The organism is Bradyrhizobium prioriisuperbiae (assembly GCF_032397745.1).
GTDB classification, from domain to species: Bacteria; Pseudomonadota; Alphaproteobacteria; order Rhizobiales; family Xanthobacteraceae; genus Bradyrhizobium_A; species Bradyrhizobium_A prioriisuperbiae.
In genome coordinates this window covers 7,230,815-7,255,252 of the sequence record NZ_CP135921.1, presented here as the reverse complement: position 1 = coordinate 7,255,252, position 24,438 = coordinate 7,230,815, and the positions used below count along the sequence as shown (strand labels likewise).

The following is a 24,438-nucleotide window of genomic DNA, read 5'->3' as shown; positions in this document are numbered from 1 at the left end:
GCGTTATGCCGGCACGTGCTCGCCTTCGCCGTAGACATGCTTCAGCACCACCTTGATCACGGCGATCAGCGGCAACGCCAGTGCCAATCCCCACAGCCCGAACAGCACGCCTAGGAAAATCTGCGACGCAAACAGCGTCGCCGGCGGGATGTTGATGGCGTGGCGCTGGATCAGCGGTGTGAGAATGTTGCCTTCCAGGAACTGCAGCATCAAATAGAGGCCGAAGGCGCTGACCACCGCCGTCCAGCCGGAGCCGAGGCTGGCCAGCACGATAATGATGCCCGCGACCAGCGACCCCACGGTGGGGATGAAAGTCAAAAGGCCGGCCTGGAAACCGAGCACCAGCGCGCCGGGAACGCCGATGATGCTCAACCCGATCCACGCGATCAGGAAAATGACACTCATCGTGGTCATTTGGCCGAGTAGCCAGCGCCGCAGCGTCTCGGCGATGTCGTCGATCAGGCTTGCCGCATAGGCGGAGTGGCGGGCGGGGACGAAGGCGAGCAGGCCGTTGCGATAGACCTCGGGCTGCAGCGCCAGCATCACTCCCAGCAGGATGACGACGAAGATATTGCCGACGGTCCCGAACACGCCGAGCAGGATGCGAGCGGTCTGGCCGAGCAGGGCGGTGGTCCCCGAAGCGATGGTGCCTGCACTCGGAAAGTCAGGCGTTTTGGGCCGGTTTGTGATGTCCGAGGTTGAGGCTGGAGCCACCGGGATCGTGGTGGTGGCATTCGGTGCGGGCGTCAGCGTGATCGCAGGATCGAGAAAACTGGTATCGATGCCGCGCCGCTCAAGGAAACCTTTGACGGTGCCGACCTGGGAGCGCAGCGTTGCCGTCAGTGCACTGGCCTGCTGCGCAATGGTCGCGCCGCCGAGCACGACGACGCCGGAGAGTATTCCCGTGATCAGCACGCAGACCATGGCCAGCCGAAGCAGATAAGGGCCGCCGATCAGCCGGCTGAGCAGATGGCTCAGTGCGTTCAGGAACACGCCGAACAGGATGCCGGCGAAGATCAGAAACAGGGTCGTGGCGGAATACCACACCAGTCCCAGCAGCGCCGCGAAGGCGACGATGCCGCAGCCGCCCATGGCGATTGACCAAGCCAGCGAACGCGGGGGCGGCGTTGGGTCGGCGGCAGCGGCAGTCATTCGACACCTCGTCTTTACGGGGCGTCATTCTTCGCTGAATGCGCCGGGCGGATCAAGCAATCGAAGAGGTTTTGGCGACCTGTTCCAAAATGAAAAGGCGCCCGGGAGGGCGCCTTTTGGTGTCGATCGCCGAGGCTGGTCGCGGACGGGCCGCGATCAGGGACTCACTGCGAGTAGTACATTTCGAACTCGACCGGATGCGGGGTCATTTCATAACGGGCGACTTCCGTCATCTTCAGCTCGATGAAGGAATCGATGAAGTCGTCATCGAACACGCCGCCGGCCTTCAGGAAGGCGCGGTCCTTGTCGAGGTTTTCCAGCGCCTCGCGGAGCGAACCGCAAACCGTCGGGATTTCCTTCAGTTCTTCCTTCGGCAGGTCGTACAGATCCTTGTCCATGGCGGCGCCCGGATCGATCTTGTTCTTGATGCCGTCGAGGCCGGCCATCAGCATCGCGGCGAACGCGAGGTAGGGATTTGCCATCGGATCCGGGAAACGGACCTCGACGCGCTTGGCCTTCGGGTTGGTGGTGTAGGGGATGCGGCAGGAGGCCGAACGGTTGCGCGCCGAGTAGGCGAGCAGCACGGGAGCTTCATAGCCCGGGACCAGACGCTTGTAGGAGTTGGTCGACGGGTTGGTGAAGGCGTTGATGGCCTTGGCGTGCTTGATGATGCCGCCGATGTAGTGCAGGCAGGTTTCCGAGAGGTCGGCGTACTTGTTGCCGGCGAACACCGGTTTGCCGTCCTTCCAGATCGACTGGTGCACGTGCATGCCCGAGCCGTTGTCGCCATAGACCGGCTTCGGCATGAAGGTGGCGGTCTTGCCGTAGATGTGCGCGACCTGGTGGATGCAGTACTTGTAGATCTGCATCTGGTCGGCCATCAGCGTCAGGGTATCGAACTTCATGCCGAGTTCGTGCTGGGCGGACGCCACTTCGTGGTGATGCTTCTCGACCTTGACGCCCATCTTGGCCATGGCGCCGAGCATTTCCGAGCGCATGTCCTGCACGCTGTCCTGCGGCGGGACCGGGAAGTAGCCGGCCTTGTTGCGGATGCGGTGGCCGAGGTTGCCGCCCTCATATTCGGTGTCCGAGTTGATCGGCAGTTCGACCTGGTCCAGGCGGAAACCGGTGTTGTAGGGGGTGGACGAATAACGCACGTCATCGAATACGAAGAATTCGGCTTCCGGGCCGACGAAGACGGTGTCGCCCACGCCCATGGACTTCACCATGGCTTCGGCCTTCTTGGCGATGCCGCGCGGATCGCGGTTGTAGGGCTCACCGGTGGTCGGCTCGAGAATATCGCAGGTGATGACCATGGTGGTCTCTGCGAAGAAGGGATCGATCGTGGCCGTTGCCGGATCGGGCATCAGGCACATGTCGGATTCGTTGATGGCCTTCCAGCCGGCAATCGAGGAGCCGTCGAACATCGTGCCTTCGGCAAAGATGTCTTCGTCGATCATGCTGATGTCGAAGGTGACGTGCTGCCACTTGCCGCGCGGATCGGTGAAACGCAGATCGACGTACTTGACGTCGTTGTCCTTGATCGATTTCAGGACGTCTTTGGCGGTCTTCATGAATACCCCTTGTGTCTGCAGGTCTACTGGTCGGTTGGTCGGTCGTGGTGATGCGGCCGCGGAAAGGACGGCCGTTCGGGAGGGAGGTCGAAGGTCTTCGCGTTACAAGGTCGTCGTCCTAGATGGCGTCCAGGCCGGATTCTCCAGTTCTGATGCGGATGGCCTCCTCGATGTTGGAAACGAAGATCTTCCCATCACCGATGCGGCCGGTCTGCGCGGCACGGCGGATAGCATCAATCGCCTTCTCGACCAACTCGTCGGAGATAACAATTTCAATTTTTACCTTGGGCAGGAAATCAACGATGTATTCGGCGCCGCGGTAGAGCTCGGCATGTCCCTTCTGGCGCCCGAAGCCCTTGGCCTCGGTGACCGTGATGCCCTGAAGCCCGACCTCCTGAAGCGCCTCTTTCACCTCGTCGAGCTTGAATGGCTTAATGATCGCCTCGATTTTCTTCACTGAACGTCTCCCCGGCACTTCCAGAATCTGCAGTTTGTTGCGCGCAGCCGTGCTCGCGCTGAAGTCGTCATCGCTGGCGGTCATGTCGCCGTCTGATGGGGCACGGGGTGCCGCCACGCAAACGACTGTTCGTTACGCTTGTTACTCGACGATAGGCACGACACGCCATTGGAGCCTCATAAAAGCAGGGTCTGTGCCAAGTTGGAAAGTGCGGGAAATCGAGAGTATTATCAGTTTGTTACGGCAGCAAGTGCGACCATTCTTGCGTCACCGTCTGGCGCAGCTCTGCCTTCAAAATAGGCTTGTTGCCTAATTATTGATCGGTCATGGGATGACTTGATCGTCGGAGTGGATCAAGTTTTGGCGGATTGCCTGAGGAAGAGGCGATTTGGGGAGGCGGTAGCATGGAATTGCTCACGACGATGGAGATGGAGCAAGCCGATGCTCTGACAATCGCCTCCGGCATCGGTGGTTTAACCCTGATGCGAGCGGCGGGCGAGGCCGTAGCGGAGGCGGCCGAACACCTGGCCGAGGATGGCCCCATCGTTGTCGTCGCCGGTCGCGGCAACAATGGCGGCGATGGTTTTATCGCAGCGGCTGAGCTTGCTGCCCGCGGCCGCTCGGTCTCCGTGGTCCTGCTGTGTGATCGAGCCAGCCTGAAAGGCGATGCGGCGCTGGCGGCGAGGGAGTGGCGTGGCGAGGTGCTGCCGTGCGAACCGCAATCGATCGGGAATCCGGCTCTGATCATCGATGCGCTGTTTGGCGCGGGATTGAACCGCCCGGCGAAAGGCGACCCGCTCGTTGCCATCGAGGCGATGAATGCCAGTGGGGCGCCGATCCTGGCGGTCGACCTGCCGAGCGGTATCAACGGCACTACCGGTGCGGTCATGGGGACTGCGGTGCGAGCCACTGAGACAGTGACTTTCTTCCGGCGCAAGCCGGGCCACCTGCTGCTGCCGGGGCGGCTGCATTGCGGGCGGGTTCGCCTGGTCGATATCGGCATCGGAGCGGAGGTGCTGCACGCGATCCGCCCCGTGGCGTTCGAAAATATCCCTGAGCTGTGGCAGGCGGTGTTTCCGGTGCCGCGGATCGACGGCCACAAATACGCCCGCGGCCATGCCGTCGTGGTGTCGGGTGGTGTGGCGTCGACCGGCGCGGCCCGGCTGGCGGCACGTGGGGCATTGCGCGCGGGCGCAGGCCTGGTGACGGTGGCCTCGCCGCGAGAGGCGCTGGCGGTCAACGCCGCCACGCTGACCGCCATCATGGTGCGCGCGAGCGACACACCGGTCGAGTTCGCTCACCTGCTGGCCGATCGGCGCCTGAACGCCTGCATCGTCGGTCCGGGCGCTGGAGTCGGTCCGCATACCCGCGACCTGGTGCTGACCGCGCTCGGTGGAGACAGGGCGGTGGTGCTGGACGCGGACGCGCTGACAAGTTTTGCCGAAGCTCCGGAACTGTTGTTCGAACAGATCAAAAGCCGAGACAATCCACAGGTTATCCTCACCCCTCACTCAGGCGAGTTCTCAAGACTCTTCAGCAGGATAAAAACTGAAACCGAGACTCATTCGAAACTCGAGCAGGCGCGGGCAGCAGCGAAACTGTCGGGCGCGGTGGTGTTACTGAAGGGGCCGGACACTGTGGTTGCGTCGCCGGATGGCCGCGCGGCGATATCAGCCAATGCGTCGCCGTGGCTGGCGACTGCCGGGTCGGGTGATGTGCTGTCGGGAATGATCGGGGCCATGCTGGCGCAACTGGTGCCGGCATTCGAGGCGGCCTGCATCGGGGCGTGGATGCATGGCGAGGCCGGCCAGGAGGCCGGTCCGGGACTGATTGCGGAAGATCTGCCGGAGGTTCTGCCGGCGGTGCTCCGGCGGCTGTTGGATGGGTTTGGGATCGACTACTGAGAGCTGGCTCTCAATCGACCACGTACCACCGGGTGAGCCGCGGCGCGGACCAGTCGGTGCCCATCGCTTCGATCAGCCACGAGCCGGAATACTCAGCCGCGAAAGCGATGCGCTGGGTTTGTCCGGCTTCCAGAATCAGGGTGTCCAGCCAGAATGGCTTCCAGCCATCGTCCAGGCGGTCCAGCAACCGAAATGGATGACCGTGCAGATGAACCACCGCAGGCGTCGCCGCGCGGTTGGCCAGGGCCAGAACTGCGACCCGGCCGCGCTTGATCCGGAAAGCGGGTGCGACTGACGCGCCCAGGTTTGTCGGCAGCAGCCATTCAGGTGCCGATGGGGTGGGCTTGATATCGACCGGCAGGTCGACCCGCAGTGCACTTTTCAGATCGAGTTTTGCCGGCAGTCCATTGGAGGGCAACGGGTCCGGAGCCGCCAGCGGAGCGGCGCGCAGCGGACCCTCGCTGACATAGACCAGCCGGGCGATCGGCCGGGGCGAGGTGCCGTCGTGCAACTGGACCGCTGCCGTCGTGGACGGTTTCCCGGTGGTATCGACGAACGCATCGACCCGTGTACCGGGAGCCAGGATGACCTGGCCGTTGCGCGCCACAAAAGGTTCGGCGGGCTGGCTATCGATGGCCATCACGCGGAGCTCGTGATCGTCGATTTTAAGCGCGATCACAGAGCGTTGGCAGGCATTGATAAAGCGAAGCCGCAGCCGTGCATTGGTCCAGACTGGAATGTCGAGCGAGGGTTTGCTGTTGACCGTGAACAGCGGTGAGGCGCCACCCGGATCGCTGCCCGGCGCCACCGCGCTGCCGTCCGGTTTGAGTCGCCAATCCTCGATCAGCAGGGTCTGGTCCGCGTCGACGGCGACAGGCTGTTTTTCCATGACCCGGATCGCGCGAGCCGGCAGCGCCAGGGCCTGTCCGTCCCCCAGCAGCCTGGCGTCACAGAGCAGGGTTCCGGCCAAGCGCAGCGGAACGCTGATGGAGGACGACTGCCCCGTCAGCAGCGGTGGCCGAGCGGCCAGCGGCTCGATCTGGGCCACGCCGACGAGGCCCCGGAGGCTTAGGGTGACCGGGGCGGGGAGGTCGTTCGCCAGCGCGAGCTGGAGGTCGTCGCCCTGCCGAAATTCCTGGGCGGTCGGCAGCGCTCCGGACGCGCTTACAAAGTCCCAGATTGCCGACGGCGGCTGATTGTCGCGCAGGCCGGCCGTTGACGGGCGCAGGCGCAAATCCAGGCTCGGCCGGCCGGCACTGGCCGGATTTTGCCCCAAGGCGGCAGTGCGAGGGGCGAGCACTGCGGTGGCCGCGCCGCCGAGGCCGGTCAGAACAAGCCGCCGGGACGGCAAAAGGGGGTGCTTTTTCATCCCCCGATGCGGACCATTTTCTGCCCACCCTGTCCAGCGCCAGCCGGTCGCATGCCGGCCCGGGGGCGGAGCAGGCCAAAACGGGCATTTTTTTGCTGCGAACGGGTGCGCGCATGTTATAAGCCCGCCGCTCGCGGCATCGCCGCCGAACGTGATGCGCCTCGCGGGCGTGGCGGAACTGGTAGACGCGCTGGATTTAGGTTCCAGTGACGAAAGTTGTGGGGGTTCGAGTCCCTCCGCCCGCACCATCAGCGCCACGTTTTGCGGACGAGACTTGTAAGCCTCTTTTGGACCGAATCCCTCTGGGGGAGCATGTCCGAAGGACCCGTGATACGGGCCGACGCCGCGTATCGATATTGGATTTTGCAACGAACCGGTCGTTCGACCGGCGAAGGAAGAAGATTAGCGCCATGCAGGTGAAAGAGACTGTCGCCGAAGGACTGAAGCACGAGTTCCAGGTCAGCCTTCCGGCCTCCGAAATCGAGGCCAAGGTCGATTCCCGCCTCGTCGACATGAAGGACAAGGTCCGCATCAACGGCTTTCGTCCGGGCAAGGTGCCGGTCGCGCACCTGAAGAAGATCTATGGCCGCTCCGTGGTCGCCGAGACCCTGGAACAGATGATCCGCGACACCAACGCGCAGATCTTCACCGAGCGCGGCTTTCGTCTGGCGACCGAACCCAAGGTCACCATGCCGACGGAGGAAAAGGAAATCGAGGGTGTTCTCGCCGGCAAGTCCGACCTGAACTACTCGGTCGCCATCGAAGTGGTGCCGGCGATCCAGCTCGCCGACTTTAAGAGCTTCAATGTCGAGAAGCCGGTTGCCGAGGTGACCGACGCCGATATCGATGACGCGATCAAGCGCATTGCCGATCAGAACCGTCCGTTCGACGCGGCGGGTGAGGGCGCCAAGGCGGCCTCCGGAGATCGTGTCACCGTGTCCTTCAAGGGCACCATCGACGGCGTTGCGTTCGACGGCGGCACCGCCGAGGACATCCAGGTGGTGATCGGCTCCAACGGCTTCATTCCCGGCTTCGAAGAACAGCTGATCGGTATCGGCGCCGGCGAGAACCGCACGCTGAAGGTGACGTTCCCGACCAACTATGCCAGCGAAACGCTCGCCGGCAAGGCGGCGGAATTCGAGACCACCGCGAGCAAGATCGAAGTCGCCAAGGATGCGGTGATCGATGACGAGTTCGCCAAGACGCTGGGCCTCGAATCACTCGACAAGCTCAAGGAGATCATGCGCGAGCGGCTGACCCAGGAATTCGCCGGTGCGACGCGCCAGCGCGTCAAGCGCGTTCTGCTCGATCGCCTCGATGAGGCGCATCGCTTCGATCCGCCGCCGTCGCTGGTCGATGAAGAGTTCAATCTGATGTGGAACTCGATCAAGGCCGAGATGGACTCCAGCGGCAAGACCTTCGCCGACGAGAACACCACCGAGGACGCAGCGAAGGAAGAGTACCGCAAGATCGCCGACCGTCGTGTCCGCCTCGGCCTTGTGCTGTCGGAAATCGGCGACAAGAACAAGATCACCGTGACTGACGACGAAGTCAGCCGCGCGGTGGTCGATCGCGCCCGCCAGATGCCGGGCCGCGAAAAAGAGGTCTGGGACTTCTATCGCAAGAATCCCAACGCGCTCGCCCAGCTTCGCGCACCGATCTATGAAGATAAGGTGGTCGACTTCATCCTCGAACTCGCCAACGTGACCGACAAGAAGGTCACGCGCGAGGAGCTCTACAAGGACGAGGACGGCGAGAAGAGCGCCGCCTGATCGAACTGATGGCCCGGCCGGTCAGCCAGCCGGGCCATCTATTAAGCATACCCGCTGAAACAGCGCGGCAAGGTGGCGGCCGGCTTTGCTGCTGTCTTCCGAATCAGCTTCAACTGTTTCCAGCTTCTGACGTTTCCATTCGTAACCGGCCCGTGTTCGCGTGCCGTACTTGTCGCCGGTCAATCGGCTCATATCTACCCCCTGCATTACGGGGCGTTCGCTCGAAGCAAGGTCATGGCTTGCCCGCGCGGGAGACGGACGCTTCAGCCAACCCTCAGGTGATTCATGCGCGATCCGGTCGAAACTTACATGAACCTCGTGCCGATGGTGGTCGAACAGACCAACCGGGGCGAGCGGGCCTACGACATCTTTTCGCGCCTCCTCAAAGAGCGCATCATCTTCCTCACCGGTCCGGTCGAGGACGGCATGGCGACGCTGGCTGTCGCGCAGTTGCTGTTCCTGGAAGCCGAGAATCCGAAGAAGGAAATCTCGATGTACATCAACTCGCCGGGCGGCGTGGTGACGTCGGGACTGGCGATCTACGACACCATGCAGTTCATTCGCCCGCCGGTGTCGACGCTGTGCACGGGGCAGGCTGCATCGATGGGATCGCTGCTGCTCACTGCCGGCGAAAAGGACATGCGATTCGCGCTGCCGAACGCCCGTATCATGGTTCACCAGCCCTCGGGCGGTTTCCAGGGCCAGGCGACTGACATCATGCTGCACGCTCAGGAGATTCTGAACCTGAAGAAGCGGCTCAACGAGATTTACGTCAAGCATACCGGCCAGACCTACAAGGCGATCGAGGACGCGCTGGAGCGCGACAAATTCCTGACCTCCGACATGGCCAAGGACTTCGGTCTGATCGACAAGGTGATCGAAAAGCGCTCGGAAGAGCCGGCGGCGCCCAAATCGTAAGAGGCGGCGTCGAGAGACCGCATCGCGAGTCGTGGTGCGGAGGTGCCGAGCCCGACGGACGTTGGAACTCGGCGCCTGGATCCCTGAAATGATACCGGCTTGCAAATATTCCAGGTGCGGATTCATTGCTTGGCTCAGGACTTGAGCCAGGTTCCGGGTTGTGCAGAGGTGGTATTCGCGCCACGCTGCGCTGAGTTTGCCGCATCGCGGTCGTCTAAATGTCCCAAATCACGGTAGATTCACGCTGTTGGGACTTCCATCCGATTAGTGAATTCTTGATAGTCGGCTGGCACCATGGCTCGATGGAGCAATTTGGGTAGTATTCTGGGTAGTATTGTTGGGGCAAACGAGTTAACCCCGATTCGTGTGACATCTGATTTGAGGGGTCTTTTCTGGTACGGATTTTGCTCTTATTTACATACCAACCCGGTGTAGACACGGGCAGGGCGGCCTAGAGCAAGACGACCTAGAGAATGGCGATCCAGAAAAGATCGAGCGGCAGACGGAGATAGGAATGAGCAAGGTCGGTACGAGCGATTCGAAGAACACCCTGTATTGCTCGTTCTGCGGGAAGAGCCAGCACGAAGTCCGCAAACTGATCGCCGGTCCCACGGTTTTCATCTGCGATGAGTGCGTCGAGCTTTGCATGGACATCATTCGCGAGGAAAACAAATCCTCGCTGGTGAAGTCGCGCGACGGCATTCCGACGCCGAAGGAAATCTGCAAGGTGCTGGATGACTACGTCATCGGCCAGCAGCATGCGAAGAAGGTGCTCTCGGTCGCGGTTCACAACCACTACAAGCGGCTGAATCACCAGACCAAGCACAACGACGTCGAGCTCGCGAAGTCCAACATCCTGCTGATCGGTCCGACCGGTTCGGGCAAGACGCTGCTTGCGCAGACGCTGGCCCGCATCCTGGACGTTCCCTTCACGATGGCGGATGCGACCACGCTGACCGAAGCCGGCTATGTCGGCGAGGACGTCGAGAACATCATTCTGAAGCTGCTGCAGGCGGCCGACTACAATGTCGAGCGCGCGCAGCGCGGCATCGTCTACATCGACGAAATCGACAAGATCTCGCGCAAGTCCGACAATCCCTCGATCACCCGCGACGTGTCGGGCGAGGGCGTGCAGCAGGCGCTGTTGAAGATCATGGAAGGCACCGTGGCGTCGGTGCCACCGCAGGGCGGCCGCAAGCATCCGCAGCAGGAATTCCTGCAGGTCGACACCACCAACATCCTGTTCATCTGCGGTGGTGCGTTCTCGGGCCTCGAGAAGATCATCTCGGCGCGCGGACGTTCCACCTCGATCGGCTTCGCCGCTCAGGTGATGGCGCCGGAAGATCGCCGCACCGGCGAGATTTTCCGCGAAGTGGAGCCAGAGGACCTTCTGAAGTACGGCCTCATTCCGGAGTTCGTCGGCCGCTTGCCGGTGGTTGCGACCCTGGAAGACCTCGACGAGGCTTCGCTGAAGAAGATTCTGCAGGAACCGAAGAACGCGCTGGTGAAGCAGTATCAGCGACTGTTCGAAATGGAGAATATCGAGCTGACCTTCGCCGACGAGGCGCTGGGCGCGATTGCCCGCAAGGCGATCGATCGCAAGACCGGTGCGCGCGGCCTGCGTTCCATCATGGAAGGTATCCTGCTCGAAACCATGTTCGATCTGCCCGGCCTGGAAGGGGTCGAGGAAGTGGTGATTTCGCGCGATGTGGTCGAAGCCACCGCCCGCCCGCTGTACATTTACGCCGATCGGTCCGATCGCGCGGTGGAGAGCAGCGCCAGCGCCTGATCGATTTTCGCGACCCGCGAAAGGACGATCTCCGAATCAAAAAAACAGCGGCCCGGTCGGGCCGCTGTTTTTTTGTCCATGGGAGGCCGCAGTCAGGGCGCGGACAATTTCATCATCGCGAGCGCCGCACGGCCGTTCGGGCCGTAGGGATTGCTCAGGGATTCCACCATCTCGAAGTGATTGGTGTGTGGGGCCTCGACCAACTCGACGGGCTTGCCGACCGTTTTCAGCGCGGCCGCGAAGTCGCGGTTCTGGCGCTGGAATTCCGGTGTCTCGTGGGTGCCGTACGTCACGACCACCGGCGCCCGCAGCATCTCCAGCTGACGTTGGGCGCTCAGGTCGCGTTCGCTGGCGTCGTCAAATTTGACGTACGAGCTGCGTTTTGACAGGCGCACCGGCTTCATGTCGTAGAGCCCGCTCATGCACAAGCCGCCCTTGATGAAGTCGGGCGGCAGGGCGAAGTCCTTCTGCCAGTCGGTGACCAAGGCGAGACCGCAGAGATGGCCGCCCGAGGAGTGGCCGCCAATGTAGAATCGTTCCGGATCGCCGCCATAGCGGGCGGCATTGCGATAGGCCCAGGCGATGCCGCGGCGAACCTGATCCACCATGATCCGGAGATCGCCGCCGGCGGCGCGGACGTCGATAAAGTCGAGGGCAATGTAGTGCGTGCCGGCGTTGACGAACAGCTCGGCCGGATAGGCATAGTTCTTGGCTTCGCCGGTCAGCCATGCGCCGCCATGGATCATGACAAACACGGGGGCCTTGGCGGCACGCGGAGTGCGGTAGATATCAAGCTTCTCGACAGCGGTGGGGCCGTAGGAGTCGCGTTGCGGTGGCCCCAGTCGGCCGCGAACCAGTTCGCTGCTGCTGGCCAGCCGCTTGACGATTTCCGACTGCAGCGGCGAATAGAACGTCTGGTCGTAGGCCGCGTCGAGTTCAACCTGGTCCAGGTCCATCCAGACCAGAGGGCCCTTGTCATGCGGCGCTGGGCCGATCCGGCACGCGTCGGCCAGCGCCGGTGAGGCCGTCACGGCCGCTGCGGCAGCCAGCAGCGTACGTCGGTTCAGAACGCGGCGAGGTGTCATGTGATCCCTCTGGAATCTTGGAGCGCAAACAGGGGTGGGAAGAGGACCATGGCGCGAGATTCGCTCCCTGCGAAGCTCGGCTTTCTGCAGTTCCCCACGGCTTTGTCGCTCCTTCTCAGGCACGACTTTTGCCTTGTTAAGCCCGATACGACGTTCACTTGACACCCCCGGCACCGATAGCCACCTAATGGCGGTTGCGGCGTCGAAATACCCTCAAGATTCGCTGCAACGGACGACCCGGGCAGGTGGGGGATCGCGGTGCGATCAATGGCTCAAAAGAGCCCCTGTTCTGCCCGGCGCATTGGCACCCTGTGGTAGCTGCGCCCCAAAGGCGGGTTGCGTGCAGGGGGGCGCAACATAAGGATGACGGGCATGACTGCCTCAAAGACCAGGCCGACCATCGTACACGGCGAAAGCCACTCCTATCCCGTCTTGCCGCTTCGCGACATCGTGGTGTTTCCGCACATGATCGTGCCGCTTTTCGTCGGCCGCGAGAAGTCGATCCGTGCGCTCGAAGAAGTGATGAAGAACGATGCCCTGATCATGCTGGCGACGCAGAAGAACGCGTCGGACGATGATCCGAGCCCGGATTCCATTTACGAGATCGGAACGCTCGCAAGCGTGCTGCAGCTGCTGAAATTGCCCGACGGCACCGTGAAGGTGCTGGTCGAAGGCCTCGAGCGCGCGCGCGTGACCAAATATTCCGACCGCTCGGAGTACTATGAGGCGGCCTCGACCGCGCTTGCCGATACCGACGCCAAGAGCGTCGAGGCGGAGGCGATGGCACGCTCCGTGGTGTCCGACTTCGAAAGCTACGTGAAGCTGAACAAGAAGATCTCCGCGGAGGTCGTCGGCGTCGTTCAGCAGATCACCGATTTCGCCAAGCTGGCGGATACGGTGGCCTCGCATCTCGCCGTGAAAATCTCCGATCGCCAGACCATCCTGGAGACGCTGTCCGTATCGCAGCGCCTGGAGAAGGTGCTCGGCCTGATGGAGAGCGAGATCTCGGTGCTGCAGGTCGAGAAGAAGATCCGCTCGCGCGTCAAGCGCCAGATGGAGAAGACCCAGCGCGAGTACTACCTCAACGAGCAGATGAAGGCGATCCAGAAGGAACTCGGCGACGACGAAGGTCGCGACGAGCTTGCCGACCTGGAAGACAAGATCAAGAAGACCAAGCTCTCGAAGGAAGCCCGCGAGAAGGCGCAGCACGAACTGAAGAAGCTGCGCCAGATGTCGCCGATGTCCGCGGAAGCGACCGTCGTGCGCAACTATCTCGACTGGCTGTTGTCGATCCCGTGGGGCAAGAAGTCAAAGGTCAAGAAGGACCTCAATGCCGCACAGGAAGTGCTGGACAACGATCATTACGGTCTCGAGAAGGTCAAGGACCGCATCGTCGAGTATCTCGCCGTGCAGTCGCGCGCCAACAAGCTGACCGGTCCGATCCTGTGCCTGGTCGGCCCTCCCGGCGTCGGCAAAACCTCGCTCGGCAAGTCGATCGCGAAGGCGACCGGCCGCGAGTTCGTGCGCGTGTCGCTCGGCGGCGTGCGTGACGAAGCGGAGATCCGTGGACATCGCCGGACCTATATCGGTTCGATGCCCGGCAAGATCATCCAGTCGATGCGCAAGGCCAAGACCTCGAACCCGCTGTTCCTGCTGGACGAGATCGACAAGATGGGCGCCGATTTCCGCGGCGATCCGTCGTCGGCGCTGCTTGAGGTGCTGGACCCCGAGCAGAACTCGACCTTCAACGATCACTACCTCGAGGTCGACTACGATCTCTCCAACGTCATGTTCATCACGACCGCGAATACGCTGAATATTCCGGGCCCGCTGATGGACCGCATGGAGATCATCCGAATCGCCGGGTACACCGAGAACGAAAAGGTCGAGATCGCGCGCAAGCACCTGATCCCGACCGCGGTGTCCAAGCACGGTCTGGACTCCAAGGAGTTCTCGATCGACGACGATGCGTTGCTGCTGATGATCCGCCGCTACACCCGCGAAGCGGGCGTGCGCAATCTCGAGCGTGAGCTCTCCACACTGGCCCGCAAGGCCGTGAAGGAGCTGATGCTCTCGAAGAAGAAGTCCGTGAAGGTCACCGAGAAGACCATCGAGGAATTCCTCGGCGTCGCGAAATACCGCTACGGCGAGATCGAGAGCGACGATCAGGTTGGCGTGGTCACCGGTCTGGCGTGGACCGATGTCGGCGGCGAGCTGCTCACCATCGAAAGCGTCATGATGCCCGGCAAGGGCCGCATGACGGTGACGGGCAACCTGCGCGATGTGATGAAGGAATCGATCTCGGCGGCGGCATCCTATGTCCGCTCGCGTGCGATCACCTTCGGCATCGAGCCGCCGCTGTTCGACCGCCGCGACATCCACGTGCACGTGCCGGAGGGCGCGACGCCCAAGGATGGCCCGTCGGCCGGCGTGGCGATGGCGACCACCATCGTCTCGGTGCTGACCGGCATTCCGATCCGGCACGATATCGCCATGACCGGCGAGATCACCTTGCGCGGACGGGTGCTGCCGATCGGCGGCTTGAAGGAGAAGCTGTTGGCGGCGGCGCGGGGCGGCATCAAGACGGTGCTGATCCCGGATGAGAACGCCAAGGACCTGACCGAGATCTCGGACGCCATCAAGGGCGGCCTGGACATCATCCCGGTCTCGCGCATGGACGAAGTGATCAAGAACGCGCTGGTTCGCGCACCAGAGCCGATCGAGTGGGAGGAGGACACCTCGCGTGCGCCGAAGCCCGATGCGGACGAGGTGCCGGGTTTGACCGCTCACTGATCTGACGTCGCATCGATCGACGTTCAAACAAATATGACGACGGCGCCCGCAAGGGCGCCGTTGTTGTTTGGAGCGGCCGCTGTAAGGTCGGCTGGTCGATCCAGACACCGTACAAGGAAGCCTGTTGCGATCATGATGGAACGATTTTGTGCAGTTTCAGTCACTGCTACGATTGGCATGCTGGCGCTGATCGGCATGTCCGCGACTTCGCCGACTCGTGCGCAGTCGGCGGATCTGGTGCTGTGCGACCGGGTCGCCGCCGATCCCGGCGATCCGGACAAGCCGGCTGACGTCAGGGGTGTCGCCGAGATCGCACCAGCCGATGTCGCGACCGCGATCAAGTTCTGCCGGGTGGCTGCGGGGGGCTCGCGCCGGGCGCTGTATCAGCTTGGTCGCGCCTATGCCGCCAATCGACAGGGGACCGAGGCTGTCAGCGCCTATCGCAAGGCGGCCGACAAGGGCAGCACCTCGGCGATGGTCGAACTCGGCGTGCTGCTGGCGACCGGAGCCGGCGGGACGACGGATGAAGCTCAGGCGCGAAAACTGTTTGAGCGCGCGGCCGAAGCGGGCAATCCGCGCGGTGTCACCAATCTTGCGGCGCTGTCCAAGGGCGGCGTGCTGGCGGATCCGGTCAAGGCACGCACGCTGCTGGCGAAAACAGCGGAGACCAATGCCGAGGCGCAGTATCAGCTTGGGATCATGATGGCGGACGGCGTCGGCGGTCCGAAGGACGACGTGGCCGCGCGCGGTCTGTTCGAGAAGGCGGCCGCGCAAGGGCATGCTGGCGCCATGGAGCGGATGGGCGCGTTCGCCCAGAGCGGACGCGGCGGTCCGCAGGATACCAGCGCTGCGAAGGCGTTCTACGAGAAGGCGGCGGCGCTCGGCAACGAGGATGCCAAAGCCGCCCTCAAGCGCGCAGAGTGTCCTATGGCGATCAGGGACAAGCGCGGCAACCTCGTCACCAACCTGTGTTGGTAACTGTTGGCTCATGAGTGACGACGATCAGAGCGGCAATCGGCGCGGAGCGCTGGTGGGGTTGGGGATCGCCGTGGTTCTGCTGCTGGTCGGACTCTGGCTGGCCCGCGAGTTGACGGCAGCGAGCCGGATGCAGGATTGCGTGATGTCGGGCCGGACCAATTGCGCCGACATCGTGCCGTCGGCGAATTGAAGCCCATAACGTTTTAAGCGCAGAGAAACGACGTCTCATTCAACTGGCGCGTGCAGCCGGACGGAGATACCCTGTCAAAAGGGGAAACGGGGCTTCGATCTTCAGATGAGCGAAATTTGGCATTATGCCGACGGCGGTGAAGCGCGTGGGCCGGTCACGCTTGCTGCTTTAACGGAAGCGCTGTCCCGGCTGCCTGATCCGGGACAGACGCTGGTCTGGCGGGACGGCTTCGAGAACTGGAAGCCTGCGGATCGGGTCGAAGAAATTGCGGAGTTGCTGCAAACGCTTCTTCGGAGCAGAAGATCCGGGGAGCCGGCGGTCGGTTTGGTCGATCCAACTGAATTCAAGTTCGTCGAGCCTAAACTCGCGGGCATCGGTGGCTGGCTGATATTCGTCGCAATTGGCCCAGGTGCTTGGCGTACTTCATTTGGCCTCGGATATGGTCAACTACTATGCCGAGGTTGATGGAAAATTATTTCAGCAGTTTCCGATCGCGCTTTATGGGGAAGCCGCGCTGAACCTGGCGCTGCTCGCGTTATTTAGCTACGGGGCATTCTTGTTCTTTCGCAAATCGCGCAAATTCCCGCTCTATTTCATCTATCAGTGGTTGGCTGCGATTTTCGTACCGCTCGCCGCCGCGTTGTGGGTCGTTGTGACGTTGTCGGCGGCGACAGGTCAGTCGATGTCAGAAGTTGCAAAATTCGATTCGAAAGAGGTCGGGCGTCTGGTTGCGACGGCGGTCGCGGCCTTGATCTGGATTCCCTACATTCTGAAATCGCGACGTGTCGCGAACACGTTCACCAGATGAATAAGTTGGACAAGCCAGTCGGCGACGATCCAACCGCAGTGGAACTCACGGTTAGCTCAGGCCTCAACTGGTACTAAGTTGTTGATTTTGCTGGTAGGCGGTGACGGATTCGAACCGCCGACCCTCTCGGTGTAAACGAGATGCTCTAACCAGCTGAGCTAACCGCCCGTCGGCCGTGTTGTGCCCTGCCGGCAAGCCGAACGCAAGCCGTTCGGACCGCGAGATCATTGCGGTCAGGGATTGTGTTTGGGCTGGAAACCATGTTTTGCGACCAGCTGCTCTCTACGGGGAAACCCGAATATCGACCGTCCATTCGGCAGTTATAGTCCAGGGACAGCCGGAAACGCTTCTCGCATATAAGGTCGGGTCTGATGACGATGGTGTCTTACGATCGGCAAACCATCAATTCCCCCAATCCTCTGGCGCGATTTGCGCACAGGAGCCGCGTTGCCAAATCGGTGGCGTTTGCGGACAAGAACCTGGCGCAAAACGGTGTCGTGGTGGATTTCGGCGCGGGCACCGGCCTGTTCCTGAGCACGCTGGGCGACAAGCGGCCCGACGCGACGCTTTACGCCATCGAGCCCTACATGCCGGCGGCGAGCGATCCGCGCATTCACTACGTCCCGAATTTCGACAAGCTGACGGTGAGCCCGGACCTGATCACAGCCTTCGAGTCCTGCGAGCACCTGAGTGACGCCAACGCCGAGCAGTTCCTGTCGGAGTCCCGGCGTGCGCTCAAGCCGGACGGCAAGCTCATCATCTCGGTGCCGATCATGATCGGTGGCGCGTTGCTGCTGAAGGAATTGAACCGCTCCATCCTGTTCCGGCGCAAATCCGACTATTCGACATCGGAGCTTCTCGCCGGCGTCGCGGGACGCCCGGTCGCGCGCCCTGATGAGCGTAATCCAACCCACAAGGGCTTCGATTTCCGCTGGCTGCGCGGGCTGATCCGCGAGCGCTTCGTCATCGAAACCGAAATCCTGTCGCCGTTGCCGCTGCCTTGGTGGGCGAATTCGCAGATCTTTTTCATCTGCCGCAAAGCCTGACGCAGAATCTGGCGCCGCCGTCTGCTGGATACGCTCGTAACGCGATCGGTCTCCGCTGATTGAGGGAGGCGAGGTCCGCCGATCGTGATAGGATGCCGGCGGCTTTTCCACGGTTTGAAAATTCTGCGATGCAACTCGATCATCTGACCATCATCGCGCCGACGCTTGCGGAAGGCGTTGCCCATGTGCGCGCTTGCCTCGATATCGAGATGTCGACCGGCGGCGCCCATCCTGAAATGGGGACGCACAATCGGCTGCTTCGTCTCGGCGATGATGTGTTCCTCGAAGTCATCGCCATCGATCCCGACGCGCCGTCCCCGGGGCGTCCGCGCTGGTTCGGCCTCGACGATGCCGGCGAGGTTCGCGCTGCCTGGGATCAGGGACTACGGCTGCGCGGCTGGGTGGCACGGACCGACGACCTCGACGCCGCGGAGGCCCACTACGGCCGTTTCCTGGGCCTGAAGACGAAAGTCTCGCGCGGCGACCGGTCCTGGCATTTCCTGGTGTCGCCGGACGGATCGCGTCCCGTCGGCGGCCTCGCGCCATCCGTGATGGATTGGGGCGCACGCGGCACGCCGGCGCCGACCATGCCGGACCTCGGCGCGAAGCTGACTTCGTTTGCTGTCGAACATCCTGACCCGGCCCGCGCGGCCGAGCTCTACCGTTATCTCGGCGTGACCAACGCCCCGGTCGTGCGGCAGGGCGACGAGCTGCGTTATCGCGCGCTGATCGAAACACCGGCCGGTCCGAAGGAACTGACCTGAATCCTTGCCTGGAAACACTCTCTAAGCGTTTTCCTCCCAGACCATCGCCAGGTGCACGATGGTCTGCACCGCCTTCTCCATGTCCTGCACGCTGACCCACTCCAGACGCGAGTGGAACGCGTGCTCGCCAGCGAAGATGTTCGGGCAGGGCAGTCCCATGAAAGAGAGACGGGAGCCGTCGGTGCCGCCGCGGATGCTGGTCCGGACCGGCGTCAGGCCGGCGCGCCGGATAGCTTCCTCGGCATGGGCGGTGATCTCCGGATGACGGTCGAGCACCTCTTTCATGTTGCGGTATTGCGGCTTGATCTCCATCCGGTAGGACGACCGCGGGAAGTCGCTGAAAACATCCCGCGTGATGGACTCCAGCAGTTCCTCCTTCTGCTTCAAACCGGCCTCGGTGAAGTCGCGTACGATCAGGCTGATCTGCGCGCTGTCGAGCCCGCCCTCGAGCCGCGTGACGTGCAGGAAGCCTTCGCGGTCTTCAGTTGTTTCCGGCGAGCAGGTGTCCTTCGGCAGCCGCTCAATGATGCGGGCGGCGATCTTGATCGCATGTTCCATCCGGCCCTTGGCGAATCCGGGATGGGCGCTGACGCCCTGGATGGCGATGACGGCGCCATCGGCGGAAAAGGTTTCGTCTTCCAGATGGCCGGCGCTTTCGCCGTCCATGGTGTAGGCGAAGTCTGCCGCCAGCTTCTTGAGGTCGACCTTGTCGACGCCGCGGCCGATTTCCTCGTCGGGGGTGAACAGGATCTTGATGGTGCCGTGCTTGATCTGCGGATGCTCGATCAGGAAGCGCGCCGCATCCATGATCTCGGCGACGCCGGCCTTGTTGTCGGCGCCGAGCAGCGTCGTGCCGTCGGTGGTGATGATGTCGTTGCCGATCTGCTCGCGCAGCGCCGGGTGCTCCTCGACGCGGATGATCTGCGAGGGATCCGCCGGCAGCACGAGGTCGCCGCCTTGATAATCGCTCACGATCTGCGGCTTGACGTCCTTGCCGGTGCAGTCGGGCGAAGTGTCCATGTGCGAGCAGAAGCAGATCACCGGCACCTGCTTGGAGGTCGTCGCCGGGAGCGTGCCGTAGACGTAGCCGTGCTCGTCGAGATGAGCGTCACTGATGCCCATATCCCTGAGCTCCTGGGCCAGCAGGCGGCCCAGGTTCTTCTGCTTGTCGGTGGAGGGGCAGGTCGGCGAGTCCGGATCGGACTGGGTATCGATGGCGACGTAGCGCACGAAGCGTTCGGTCACCGTGTAGGTAAACGGGAGGGGGAGGGTCACTGTGAAAGCCGACGCAGCGATCACAGGGACATCAGCCCGGGGCAGTCGCTGCGCTTTGCCCCGGGCCGATCATAAACTGAAAAGAGGCCGATATCAGACGGCTTCCTTGAGTTCCTTGGCCGCGCGGAAGGCAACCTTCTTGCTGGCCTTGATCTGGATCTGTTCGCCGGTCGCCGGGTTGCGGCCGATGCGGGCAGCCCGCTTGCGAACTTGGAGAATGCCGAGGCCGACGATGCGGATGCGCTCGCCCTTCTTCAGGTGCTTGGTGACGCGGGTCACCAGGTCGCCGAGAATGGCTTCGGTCTGCTTCTTGGACAGCTCATGGTCCTCGGCCAGCGCGGCGGCCAGGTGCTTGAGCGTGACGGTGGCTGGGGTAGCTGCTGCTTTCTTCGCCATGGTTGACCCTCCTCGGTTATGGCACTCGAAAATGAAGCCAAATTCGGGCTTATTTGATTCGGCCGTGCCCTGACTACGCTGTAAAGCCTTTAAACAGGGCATTTTTCGCATTGCGGTTGCGAAAACCCTGTCAGAAAAGGGGGAAACGCGCGCCGTTCGATCTCGACGACGCTTTCCCGGAACTTCATCAAGACTTCGCCTTGACTTGCGCGGGGCGCCCCTTTAAGTCCCACATCCATCGCGGAGGCGTTGTTCGCCGTCCTTGCGGGAGTAGCTCAGTTGGTTAGAGCGCCGGCCTGTCACGCCGGAGGTCGCGGGTTCGAGCCCCGTCTCTCGCGCCAACAAATTCAATGACTTAGCAAAATTTGACCATGGCACCGTCCAGCTGGACGGGCGGTTTTACGTATCTCGGCTGCTGGTCGCGCGATTTCCGCGAAACGATGTTCCCCTGATCTGGATGCGGCTCAGTTGTGCGGGGCTGACACGGCAGGTGGCGCCGCGCCGGGGGGCTTTTTGGGCTTCAGCGTTCCGGCGAGGAACGACAGGCTGCCGATAGCGATCACCAGAACGGCATATACGGCATAGGCCTGCGGCGGCGTGGTCATCCAGCGAAAGAACGTTCTCATTGAATCCGGCGGCCAATCTTATGGGTCATGGCGCGATGCTGATGAACTCGCGCCGGAAAATCAAGATTGAACGCGGAGCGCGCCAGATGGGTTGGTTGCCGGCCAGGAAATCAGGCAGAATATCCTGGTGCTGGACATTGTCCGACAGGAGGTCTGCCCGTGCGTGGTTTGCTTCTATGCTTCGCGCTTGTCCTTGGCTTGATGACGCCGGCCGTTGCTGACGTCGTTGCTGCCACACAAAACACCATCCGCTCGCAAGCCGAAGCGTTCGGCCGTGACGATGCCGCCGCCGCATATTCCTACGCCGCACCCGCCATCCAGAACATCTTTCCACAGGCTGACATCTTCATGTCGATGGTCCGCCGCAGCTACGCACCGATCTATCGCCACAAGAGTTTCGAGTTCGGCGATGCCCGCAACGTGGCGGGCCAGATCCAGCAGGACGTGCACATCATCGATGCGGACGGTGAGGCCTGGGAGGCGCTGTACACCCTCGAGCCGCAGCCCGACGGCAGCCTGAAGATCGTGGGATGCGTTCTGAAGAAGGCGCCGGGGCAAGCGGTCTAACGCTGGCTCCTGGCCGGACGAACGCCGCCGCCAACTCCGGACATTGCATCCCAAAATCTGGGGCAATCCGAAATCGCCAGCCCTGCAGCAGGCCCGGTTGGCCTCGCGCCCGGCAAATGATAGGGCAGCGAGCAACACAACAATCCGACAAAAGGGGAGATGAATGATGGTGGCCTTGAACGCGGTCTCGGTGTTGCCCGATGACGGCACGGCGGGAACGCTGGTCGGCCGGGTCTGGCTGCCAGCGGCTGCCGGCCCCTCGGTGGTGGCGATCCGCGACGGCGGCGTTTTCGATGTGACGTCGCGTTTCCCGACCATCAGCGCGCTGGCGGAGGAGGTTGATCCCGCGGTCGCGCTGAGGGGCGTCGTCGGGGTGCACATCGGTGATCTCGACGGCATTCTCGCCAACACGCCACCCGACCGGCGCGATGTGACAAAGCCCTGGTTGCTGGCACCGGTCGATCTGCAGGTCCTGAAGGCCGCCGGCGTGACCTTTGCGGTCTCCATGCTGGAGCGGGTGATCGAGGAGCGGGCGCGGGGCAATCCGGCCTCGGCTGCCGCGATCCGGGCGGAAGTGGTCCGCCTGGTCGGCGATGATTTCTCCAAGCTGAAGCCGGGCTCCGCTGAGGCGATGCGCCTGAAGGAGGTGCTGGTCGCGCAGCAGGCCTGGAGCCAGTATCTCGAAGTCGGCATCGGTCCGGATGCGGAGGTCTTCACCAAGGCGCCGGTGCTGTCGTCGGTCGGCGCCGGGATGGATGCCGGCCTGCATCCGAAATCGAGCTGGAACAATCCCGAGCCGGAAGTGGTGCTGGTGGTGTCGAGCCACGGCCGCATCGTCGGCGCCACGCTTGGCAACGACGTCAACCTCAGGGATTTCGAGGGCCGCTCGGCCTTGCTCTTGTCCAAGGCCAAGGACAACAACGCCTCCTGCGCCATCGGGCCGTTCCTGCGGCTGTTCGACAAGAGCTTCAGCCTCGATGATATCAGGGCCATGGACATCGCCATGACGGTCAAGGGTGAGGACGGCTTCATGCTCGACGGTCATTCCTCGATCAGCAAGATCAGCCGGGATCCGGAAGATCTGGTGGAGCAGACCATCGGGCCGACCCACCAGTATCCGGATGGTTTCGCGCTGTTCCTCGGCACCATGTTCGCGCCGATCAAGGATCGCGGCGCGCCGGGCGAAGGGTTCACCCACAAGCGTGACGATATCGTCACCATCGAGACGCCGAAGCTCGGCAAGCTCACCAACCGGATGCGCACCAGCGATGAATGCGAGCGCTGGCAATTCGGCATCGGCGCGCTGATGACCAATCTGGCCAAGCGCGGCTATCTTTGAGAGCCGTTGTCGGCGTGGTGCGCGCCGCCGGACGCAATATGTCCGACGGCGGCGCGTGCCGACGAGCTTTTTGCAAGCGCATTTTCAAGCGAAGTGGATACCGGTTCGCGTGAAGAAAATGCGTTGTCTTTTAAGAAGACGCGTTTTTCCGATCCAAGAGGATCGGAAAAACGCTGTCGGTCTAGCAATTGACCAAACCTGACGGCGTGCGCGTGGTGGCATGTTCGCCAGGGAGCGTCGTCCCATTCCGCGCAAAAGCTCGGCACCGCGAATTTTATCCCCGGCGTTATGATGCCGCCCGCGCGATATCAGCGCGGATCGCATGCGCCGCCCACACGAACAGCAGTGAGCCGAGTGTCGTCGTCACGCCCGCGGAGAGCAGGGCGTAGCGCACGGCGTCCGCGCCGTAGCTCGCTTTCAGGCCATCGCTGATCATGCCCACCGCCAGCGGTCCCACGCCCTGGCCGAAGCAGGTGGCGGTCAGCAGCACGATCGCCGAGGCCAGCGCCCGCATGCTGGGGCGGGCGACGGTCTGCGCGATGGCGAAGATCGGCCCGAGATGGAAGCCGACCAGAAACGAGGTGAGCGCCAGCGCCGCGACCATGGTGCTGAAATCCGATGTCAGCATGCAGACCGCAAACACCGGTCCGGCGAGGCCGGACATGATCGCTGGCGCCCACAGCTTCCAGCGGTCGTCGCTGCGGCTGATCCGCGCCACGATCAGGCCGCCGGCCAGCGTGCCGGCCATGCCGAACAGGCCCTTGAACGTTCCGGCATAGGTGCCGATTTGCGCGCTGGTCAAATGATGGACGCGGGCGAGGAAGGGCGGAATCCAGGCCGAGGTGGCGTAGTTGGTATAGGTCGTCAGGCAAAAGCCGATCAGCACGATCACGAATGTTTTTTGCGTGAACAGGAACGACAGCGTTGCGCCGAGCGGCTCCGGTTTGATCGCGGCCGTCGCCGGATCGGCAGCGCCGCGTTTCGGCTCGGAGACCGTCAGCCACAGTACCGCGGCGAGCCCGACACCCGGCAGGCCCGCGGCCATGAACGCCATCCGCCAGCCATAGTGCTGGTTGACCCAGCCGCCGATAAAATACCCCAGGAACACGCCGAGATAAGTACCGATGGCGTAGATGCCGAGCGCCCGGGGACGCTCGTTCTTGTTGAACAGGTTCGCGACGAGCGACTGCGAGGCCGGCGTTCCTGCCGACTCGCCGATGCCGACCCCGATCCGCGCCAGCGCTAGCGACGTGACGCTGGAGGCAAGACCGCAGCAGAATGTCATGGCGCTCCAGAACGCCAGGGCCGCGGCGACGATATTGCGGCGGTTGATGCGATCGGCGACCCGCGCGATCGGGATGCCGAGGGTCGAATAGAACAGAACAAAGCCGAAGCCCGCGAGCAGCCCCATCATGGTGTCGCTGAGTGCGAATTCCTTTTTGATCGGTTCGATCAGGACATTGAAGATGGTGCGGTCGAGAAAGTTCAGGGCATAGATCGCAGTCAAAAGCCCCAGCACATAATAGCGCCGCACCGGCGAGACGGCGCTGACCTGCGGCGGCGCGGCCGCCTGCGGAGCCAAGTCGACCATGGTGATCCTCCCGAAATATTCTTCGTTTTATGAGGGGTCCGCTTG

At 62.6% G+C, this 24,438-nt stretch carries 23 protein-coding genes and 3 tRNA genes; 15 read left to right on the top strand and 11 right to left on the bottom strand.

Annotated elements, in window-relative coordinates; genetic code table 11:
* Positions 1 to 3 precede the first annotated feature (3 nt).
* The 3 genes from RS897_RS33995 to RS897_RS33985 all read right to left on the bottom strand — a co-directional run bounded on the left by RS897_RS33995 (position 4) and on the right by RS897_RS33985 (position 3,183).
* Positions 4 to 1,152: an AI-2E family transporter gene (locus RS897_RS33995; protein WP_315833046.1), complete on the bottom strand. Its 1,149-nt coding sequence runs from the start codon at positions 1,150 to 1,152 to the stop codon at positions 4 to 6.
* 164 nt (positions 1,153 to 1,316) lie between these two features.
* The gene (glnA, locus tag RS897_RS33990) at positions 1,317 to 2,726 is read right to left on the bottom strand and encodes a type I glutamate--ammonia ligase (RefSeq protein ID WP_315833045.1); all 1,410 of its coding nucleotides are present in this window, start codon (positions 2,724 to 2,726) and stop codon (positions 1,317 to 1,319) included.
* Between the two features lie 118 nt (positions 2,727 to 2,844).
* Complete coding sequence (locus tag RS897_RS33985) at positions 2,845 to 3,183, bottom strand: P-II family nitrogen regulator (RefSeq protein WP_027537227.1); 339 nt, start codon at positions 3,181 to 3,183, stop codon at positions 2,845 to 2,847.
* Between the two features lie 404 nt (positions 3,184 to 3,587).
* Here RS897_RS33985 and RS897_RS33980 point away from each other — a divergent pair, with 404 nt between their 5' ends.
* Positions 3,588 to 5,087: an NAD(P)H-hydrate dehydratase gene (locus RS897_RS33980; RefSeq protein WP_315833044.1), complete on the top strand. Its 1,500-nt coding sequence runs from the start codon at positions 3,588 to 3,590 to the stop codon at positions 5,085 to 5,087.
* 10 nt (positions 5,088 to 5,097) lie between these two features.
* Here RS897_RS33980 and RS897_RS33975 read toward each other — a convergent pair whose 3' ends face one another.
* The gene (locus RS897_RS33975; RefSeq protein ID WP_315833043.1) at positions 5,098 to 6,456 is read right to left on the bottom strand and encodes a multicopper oxidase family protein; all 1,359 of its coding nucleotides are present in this window, start codon (positions 6,454 to 6,456) and stop codon (positions 5,098 to 5,100) included.
* A 163-nt stretch (positions 6,457 to 6,619) separates the two neighbouring features.
* Between RS897_RS33975 and RS897_RS33970 the strand changes: the two genes are divergently transcribed.
* Positions 6,620 to 6,704, top strand: a tRNA-Leu gene (locus RS897_RS33970).
* A 162-nt stretch (positions 6,705 to 6,866) separates the two neighbouring features.
* A complete protein-coding gene (gene tig / locus RS897_RS33965; RefSeq protein ID WP_315833042.1) occupies positions 6,867 to 8,228 on the top strand; it encodes a trigger factor in 1,362 nt (453 codons plus the stop codon).
* Between the two features lie 21 nt (positions 8,229 to 8,249).
* Here tig and RS897_RS33960 read toward each other — a convergent pair whose 3' ends face one another.
* Complete coding sequence (locus RS897_RS33960) at positions 8,250 to 8,420, bottom strand: hypothetical protein (protein WP_315833041.1); 171 nt, start codon at positions 8,418 to 8,420, stop codon at positions 8,250 to 8,252.
* 93 nt (positions 8,421 to 8,513) lie between these two features.
* Here RS897_RS33960 and RS897_RS33955 point away from each other — a divergent pair, with 93 nt between their 5' ends.
* Both RS897_RS33955 and clpX read left to right on the top strand, forming a co-directional pair.
* Entirely contained in the window at positions 8,514 to 9,146 is a 633-nt protein-coding gene (locus tag RS897_RS33955) for an ATP-dependent Clp protease proteolytic subunit (protein WP_315833040.1), read from the top strand.
* A gap of 514 nt (positions 9,147 to 9,660) precedes the next feature.
* Entirely contained in the window at positions 9,661 to 10,935 is a 1,275-nt protein-coding gene (clpX, locus tag RS897_RS33950; RefSeq protein ID WP_315833039.1) for an ATP-dependent Clp protease ATP-binding subunit ClpX, read from the top strand.
* 92 nt (positions 10,936 to 11,027) lie between these two features.
* On the opposite strand, the gene RS897_RS33945 is transcribed toward clpX, so the two are convergent.
* A complete protein-coding gene (locus RS897_RS33945) occupies positions 11,028 to 12,020 on the bottom strand; it encodes an alpha/beta hydrolase (protein WP_315833038.1) in 993 nt (330 codons plus the stop codon).
* Positions 12,021 to 12,392: 372 nt separating this feature from the next.
* On the opposite strand from RS897_RS33945, the gene lon reads away from it, so the two are divergent.
* From lon to RS897_RS33920, 5 genes are all read left to right on the top strand, one after another.
* Positions 12,393 to 14,813, top strand: a complete 2,421-nt coding sequence (gene lon / locus RS897_RS33940; RefSeq protein WP_315833037.1) for an endopeptidase La — start codon at positions 12,393 to 12,395, stop codon at positions 14,811 to 14,813.
* Positions 14,814 to 14,990: 177 nt separating this feature from the next.
* Positions 14,991 to 15,791: a tetratricopeptide repeat protein gene (locus RS897_RS33935; protein ID WP_315833036.1), complete on the top strand. Its 801-nt coding sequence runs from the start codon at positions 14,991 to 14,993 to the stop codon at positions 15,789 to 15,791.
* A gap of 10 nt (positions 15,792 to 15,801) precedes the next feature.
* The gene (locus tag RS897_RS33930) at positions 15,802 to 15,981 is read left to right on the top strand and encodes a hypothetical protein (RefSeq protein ID WP_315833035.1); all 180 of its coding nucleotides are present in this window, start codon (positions 15,802 to 15,804) and stop codon (positions 15,979 to 15,981) included.
* Between the two features lie 105 nt (positions 15,982 to 16,086).
* Positions 16,087 to 16,446, top strand: coding sequence for a DUF4339 domain-containing protein (locus RS897_RS33925; protein WP_315833034.1), 360 nt, complete (start codon positions 16,087 to 16,089; stop codon positions 16,444 to 16,446).
* Complete coding sequence (locus RS897_RS33920; RefSeq protein WP_315833033.1) at positions 16,421 to 16,789, top strand: DUF2569 family protein; 369 nt, start codon at positions 16,421 to 16,423, stop codon at positions 16,787 to 16,789. The genes RS897_RS33925 and RS897_RS33920 overlap by 26 nt, the downstream gene beginning before the upstream one ends.
* A gap of 91 nt (positions 16,790 to 16,880) precedes the next feature.
* Here RS897_RS33920 and RS897_RS33915 read toward each other — a convergent pair.
* Positions 16,881 to 16,957, bottom strand: a tRNA-Val gene (locus RS897_RS33915).
* A gap of 203 nt (positions 16,958 to 17,160) precedes the next feature.
* Here RS897_RS33915 and RS897_RS33910 point away from each other — a divergent pair.
* Positions 17,161 to 17,835 carry a class I SAM-dependent methyltransferase gene (locus tag RS897_RS33910; RefSeq protein ID WP_315833032.1) on the top strand — a complete coding sequence of 225 codons (675 nt, stop codon included), beginning with the start codon at positions 17,161 to 17,163 and terminating at the stop codon, positions 17,833 to 17,835.
* A gap of 128 nt (positions 17,836 to 17,963) precedes the next feature.
* Positions 17,964 to 18,599 (top strand): VOC family protein, encoded by a 636-nt coding sequence (locus RS897_RS33905; RefSeq protein WP_315833031.1) that lies wholly within the window; start codon positions 17,964 to 17,966, stop codon positions 18,597 to 18,599.
* 21 nt (positions 18,600 to 18,620) lie between these two features.
* Here the strand turns inward: RS897_RS33905 and pepT are convergent, their stop codons facing one another.
* Together pepT and RS897_RS33895 are read right to left on the bottom strand one after the other, a co-directional pair.
* Entirely contained in the window at positions 18,621 to 19,874 is a 1,254-nt protein-coding gene (gene pepT, locus RS897_RS33900; protein ID WP_315833030.1) for a peptidase T, read from the bottom strand.
* Positions 19,875 to 19,967: 93 nt separating this feature from the next.
* Entirely contained in the window at positions 19,968 to 20,270 is a 303-nt protein-coding gene (locus RS897_RS33895; RefSeq protein WP_315833029.1) for an HU family DNA-binding protein, read from the bottom strand.
* A 264-nt stretch (positions 20,271 to 20,534) separates the two neighbouring features.
* On the opposite strand from RS897_RS33895, the gene RS897_RS33890 reads away from it, so the two are divergent.
* Positions 20,535 to 20,611: transfer RNA gene (locus RS897_RS33890), tRNA-Asp, on the top strand.
* 123 nt (positions 20,612 to 20,734) lie between these two features.
* On the opposite strand, the gene RS897_RS33885 is transcribed toward RS897_RS33890, so the two are convergent.
* Positions 20,735 to 20,896: a hypothetical protein gene (locus tag RS897_RS33885; protein ID WP_315833028.1), complete on the bottom strand. Its 162-nt coding sequence runs from the start codon at positions 20,894 to 20,896 to the stop codon at positions 20,735 to 20,737.
* Between the two features lie 201 nt (positions 20,897 to 21,097).
* Here RS897_RS33885 and RS897_RS33880 point away from each other — a divergent pair, with 201 nt between their 5' ends.
* Together RS897_RS33880 and RS897_RS33875 are read left to right on the top strand one after the other, a co-directional pair.
* Positions 21,098 to 21,463: a DUF4864 domain-containing protein gene (locus RS897_RS33880; protein ID WP_315838829.1), complete on the top strand. Its 366-nt coding sequence runs from the start codon at positions 21,098 to 21,100 to the stop codon at positions 21,461 to 21,463.
* A gap of 166 nt (positions 21,464 to 21,629) precedes the next feature.
* Positions 21,630 to 22,802: a fumarylacetoacetate hydrolase family protein gene (locus RS897_RS33875; RefSeq protein ID WP_315833027.1), complete on the top strand. Its 1,173-nt coding sequence runs from the start codon at positions 21,630 to 21,632 to the stop codon at positions 22,800 to 22,802.
* A 286-nt stretch (positions 22,803 to 23,088) separates the two neighbouring features.
* On the opposite strand, the gene RS897_RS33870 is transcribed toward RS897_RS33875, so the two are convergent.
* A complete protein-coding gene (locus RS897_RS33870; RefSeq protein WP_315833026.1) occupies positions 23,089 to 24,393 on the bottom strand; it encodes a spinster family MFS transporter in 1,305 nt (434 codons plus the stop codon).
* Positions 24,394 to 24,438: the final 45 nt, after the last annotated feature.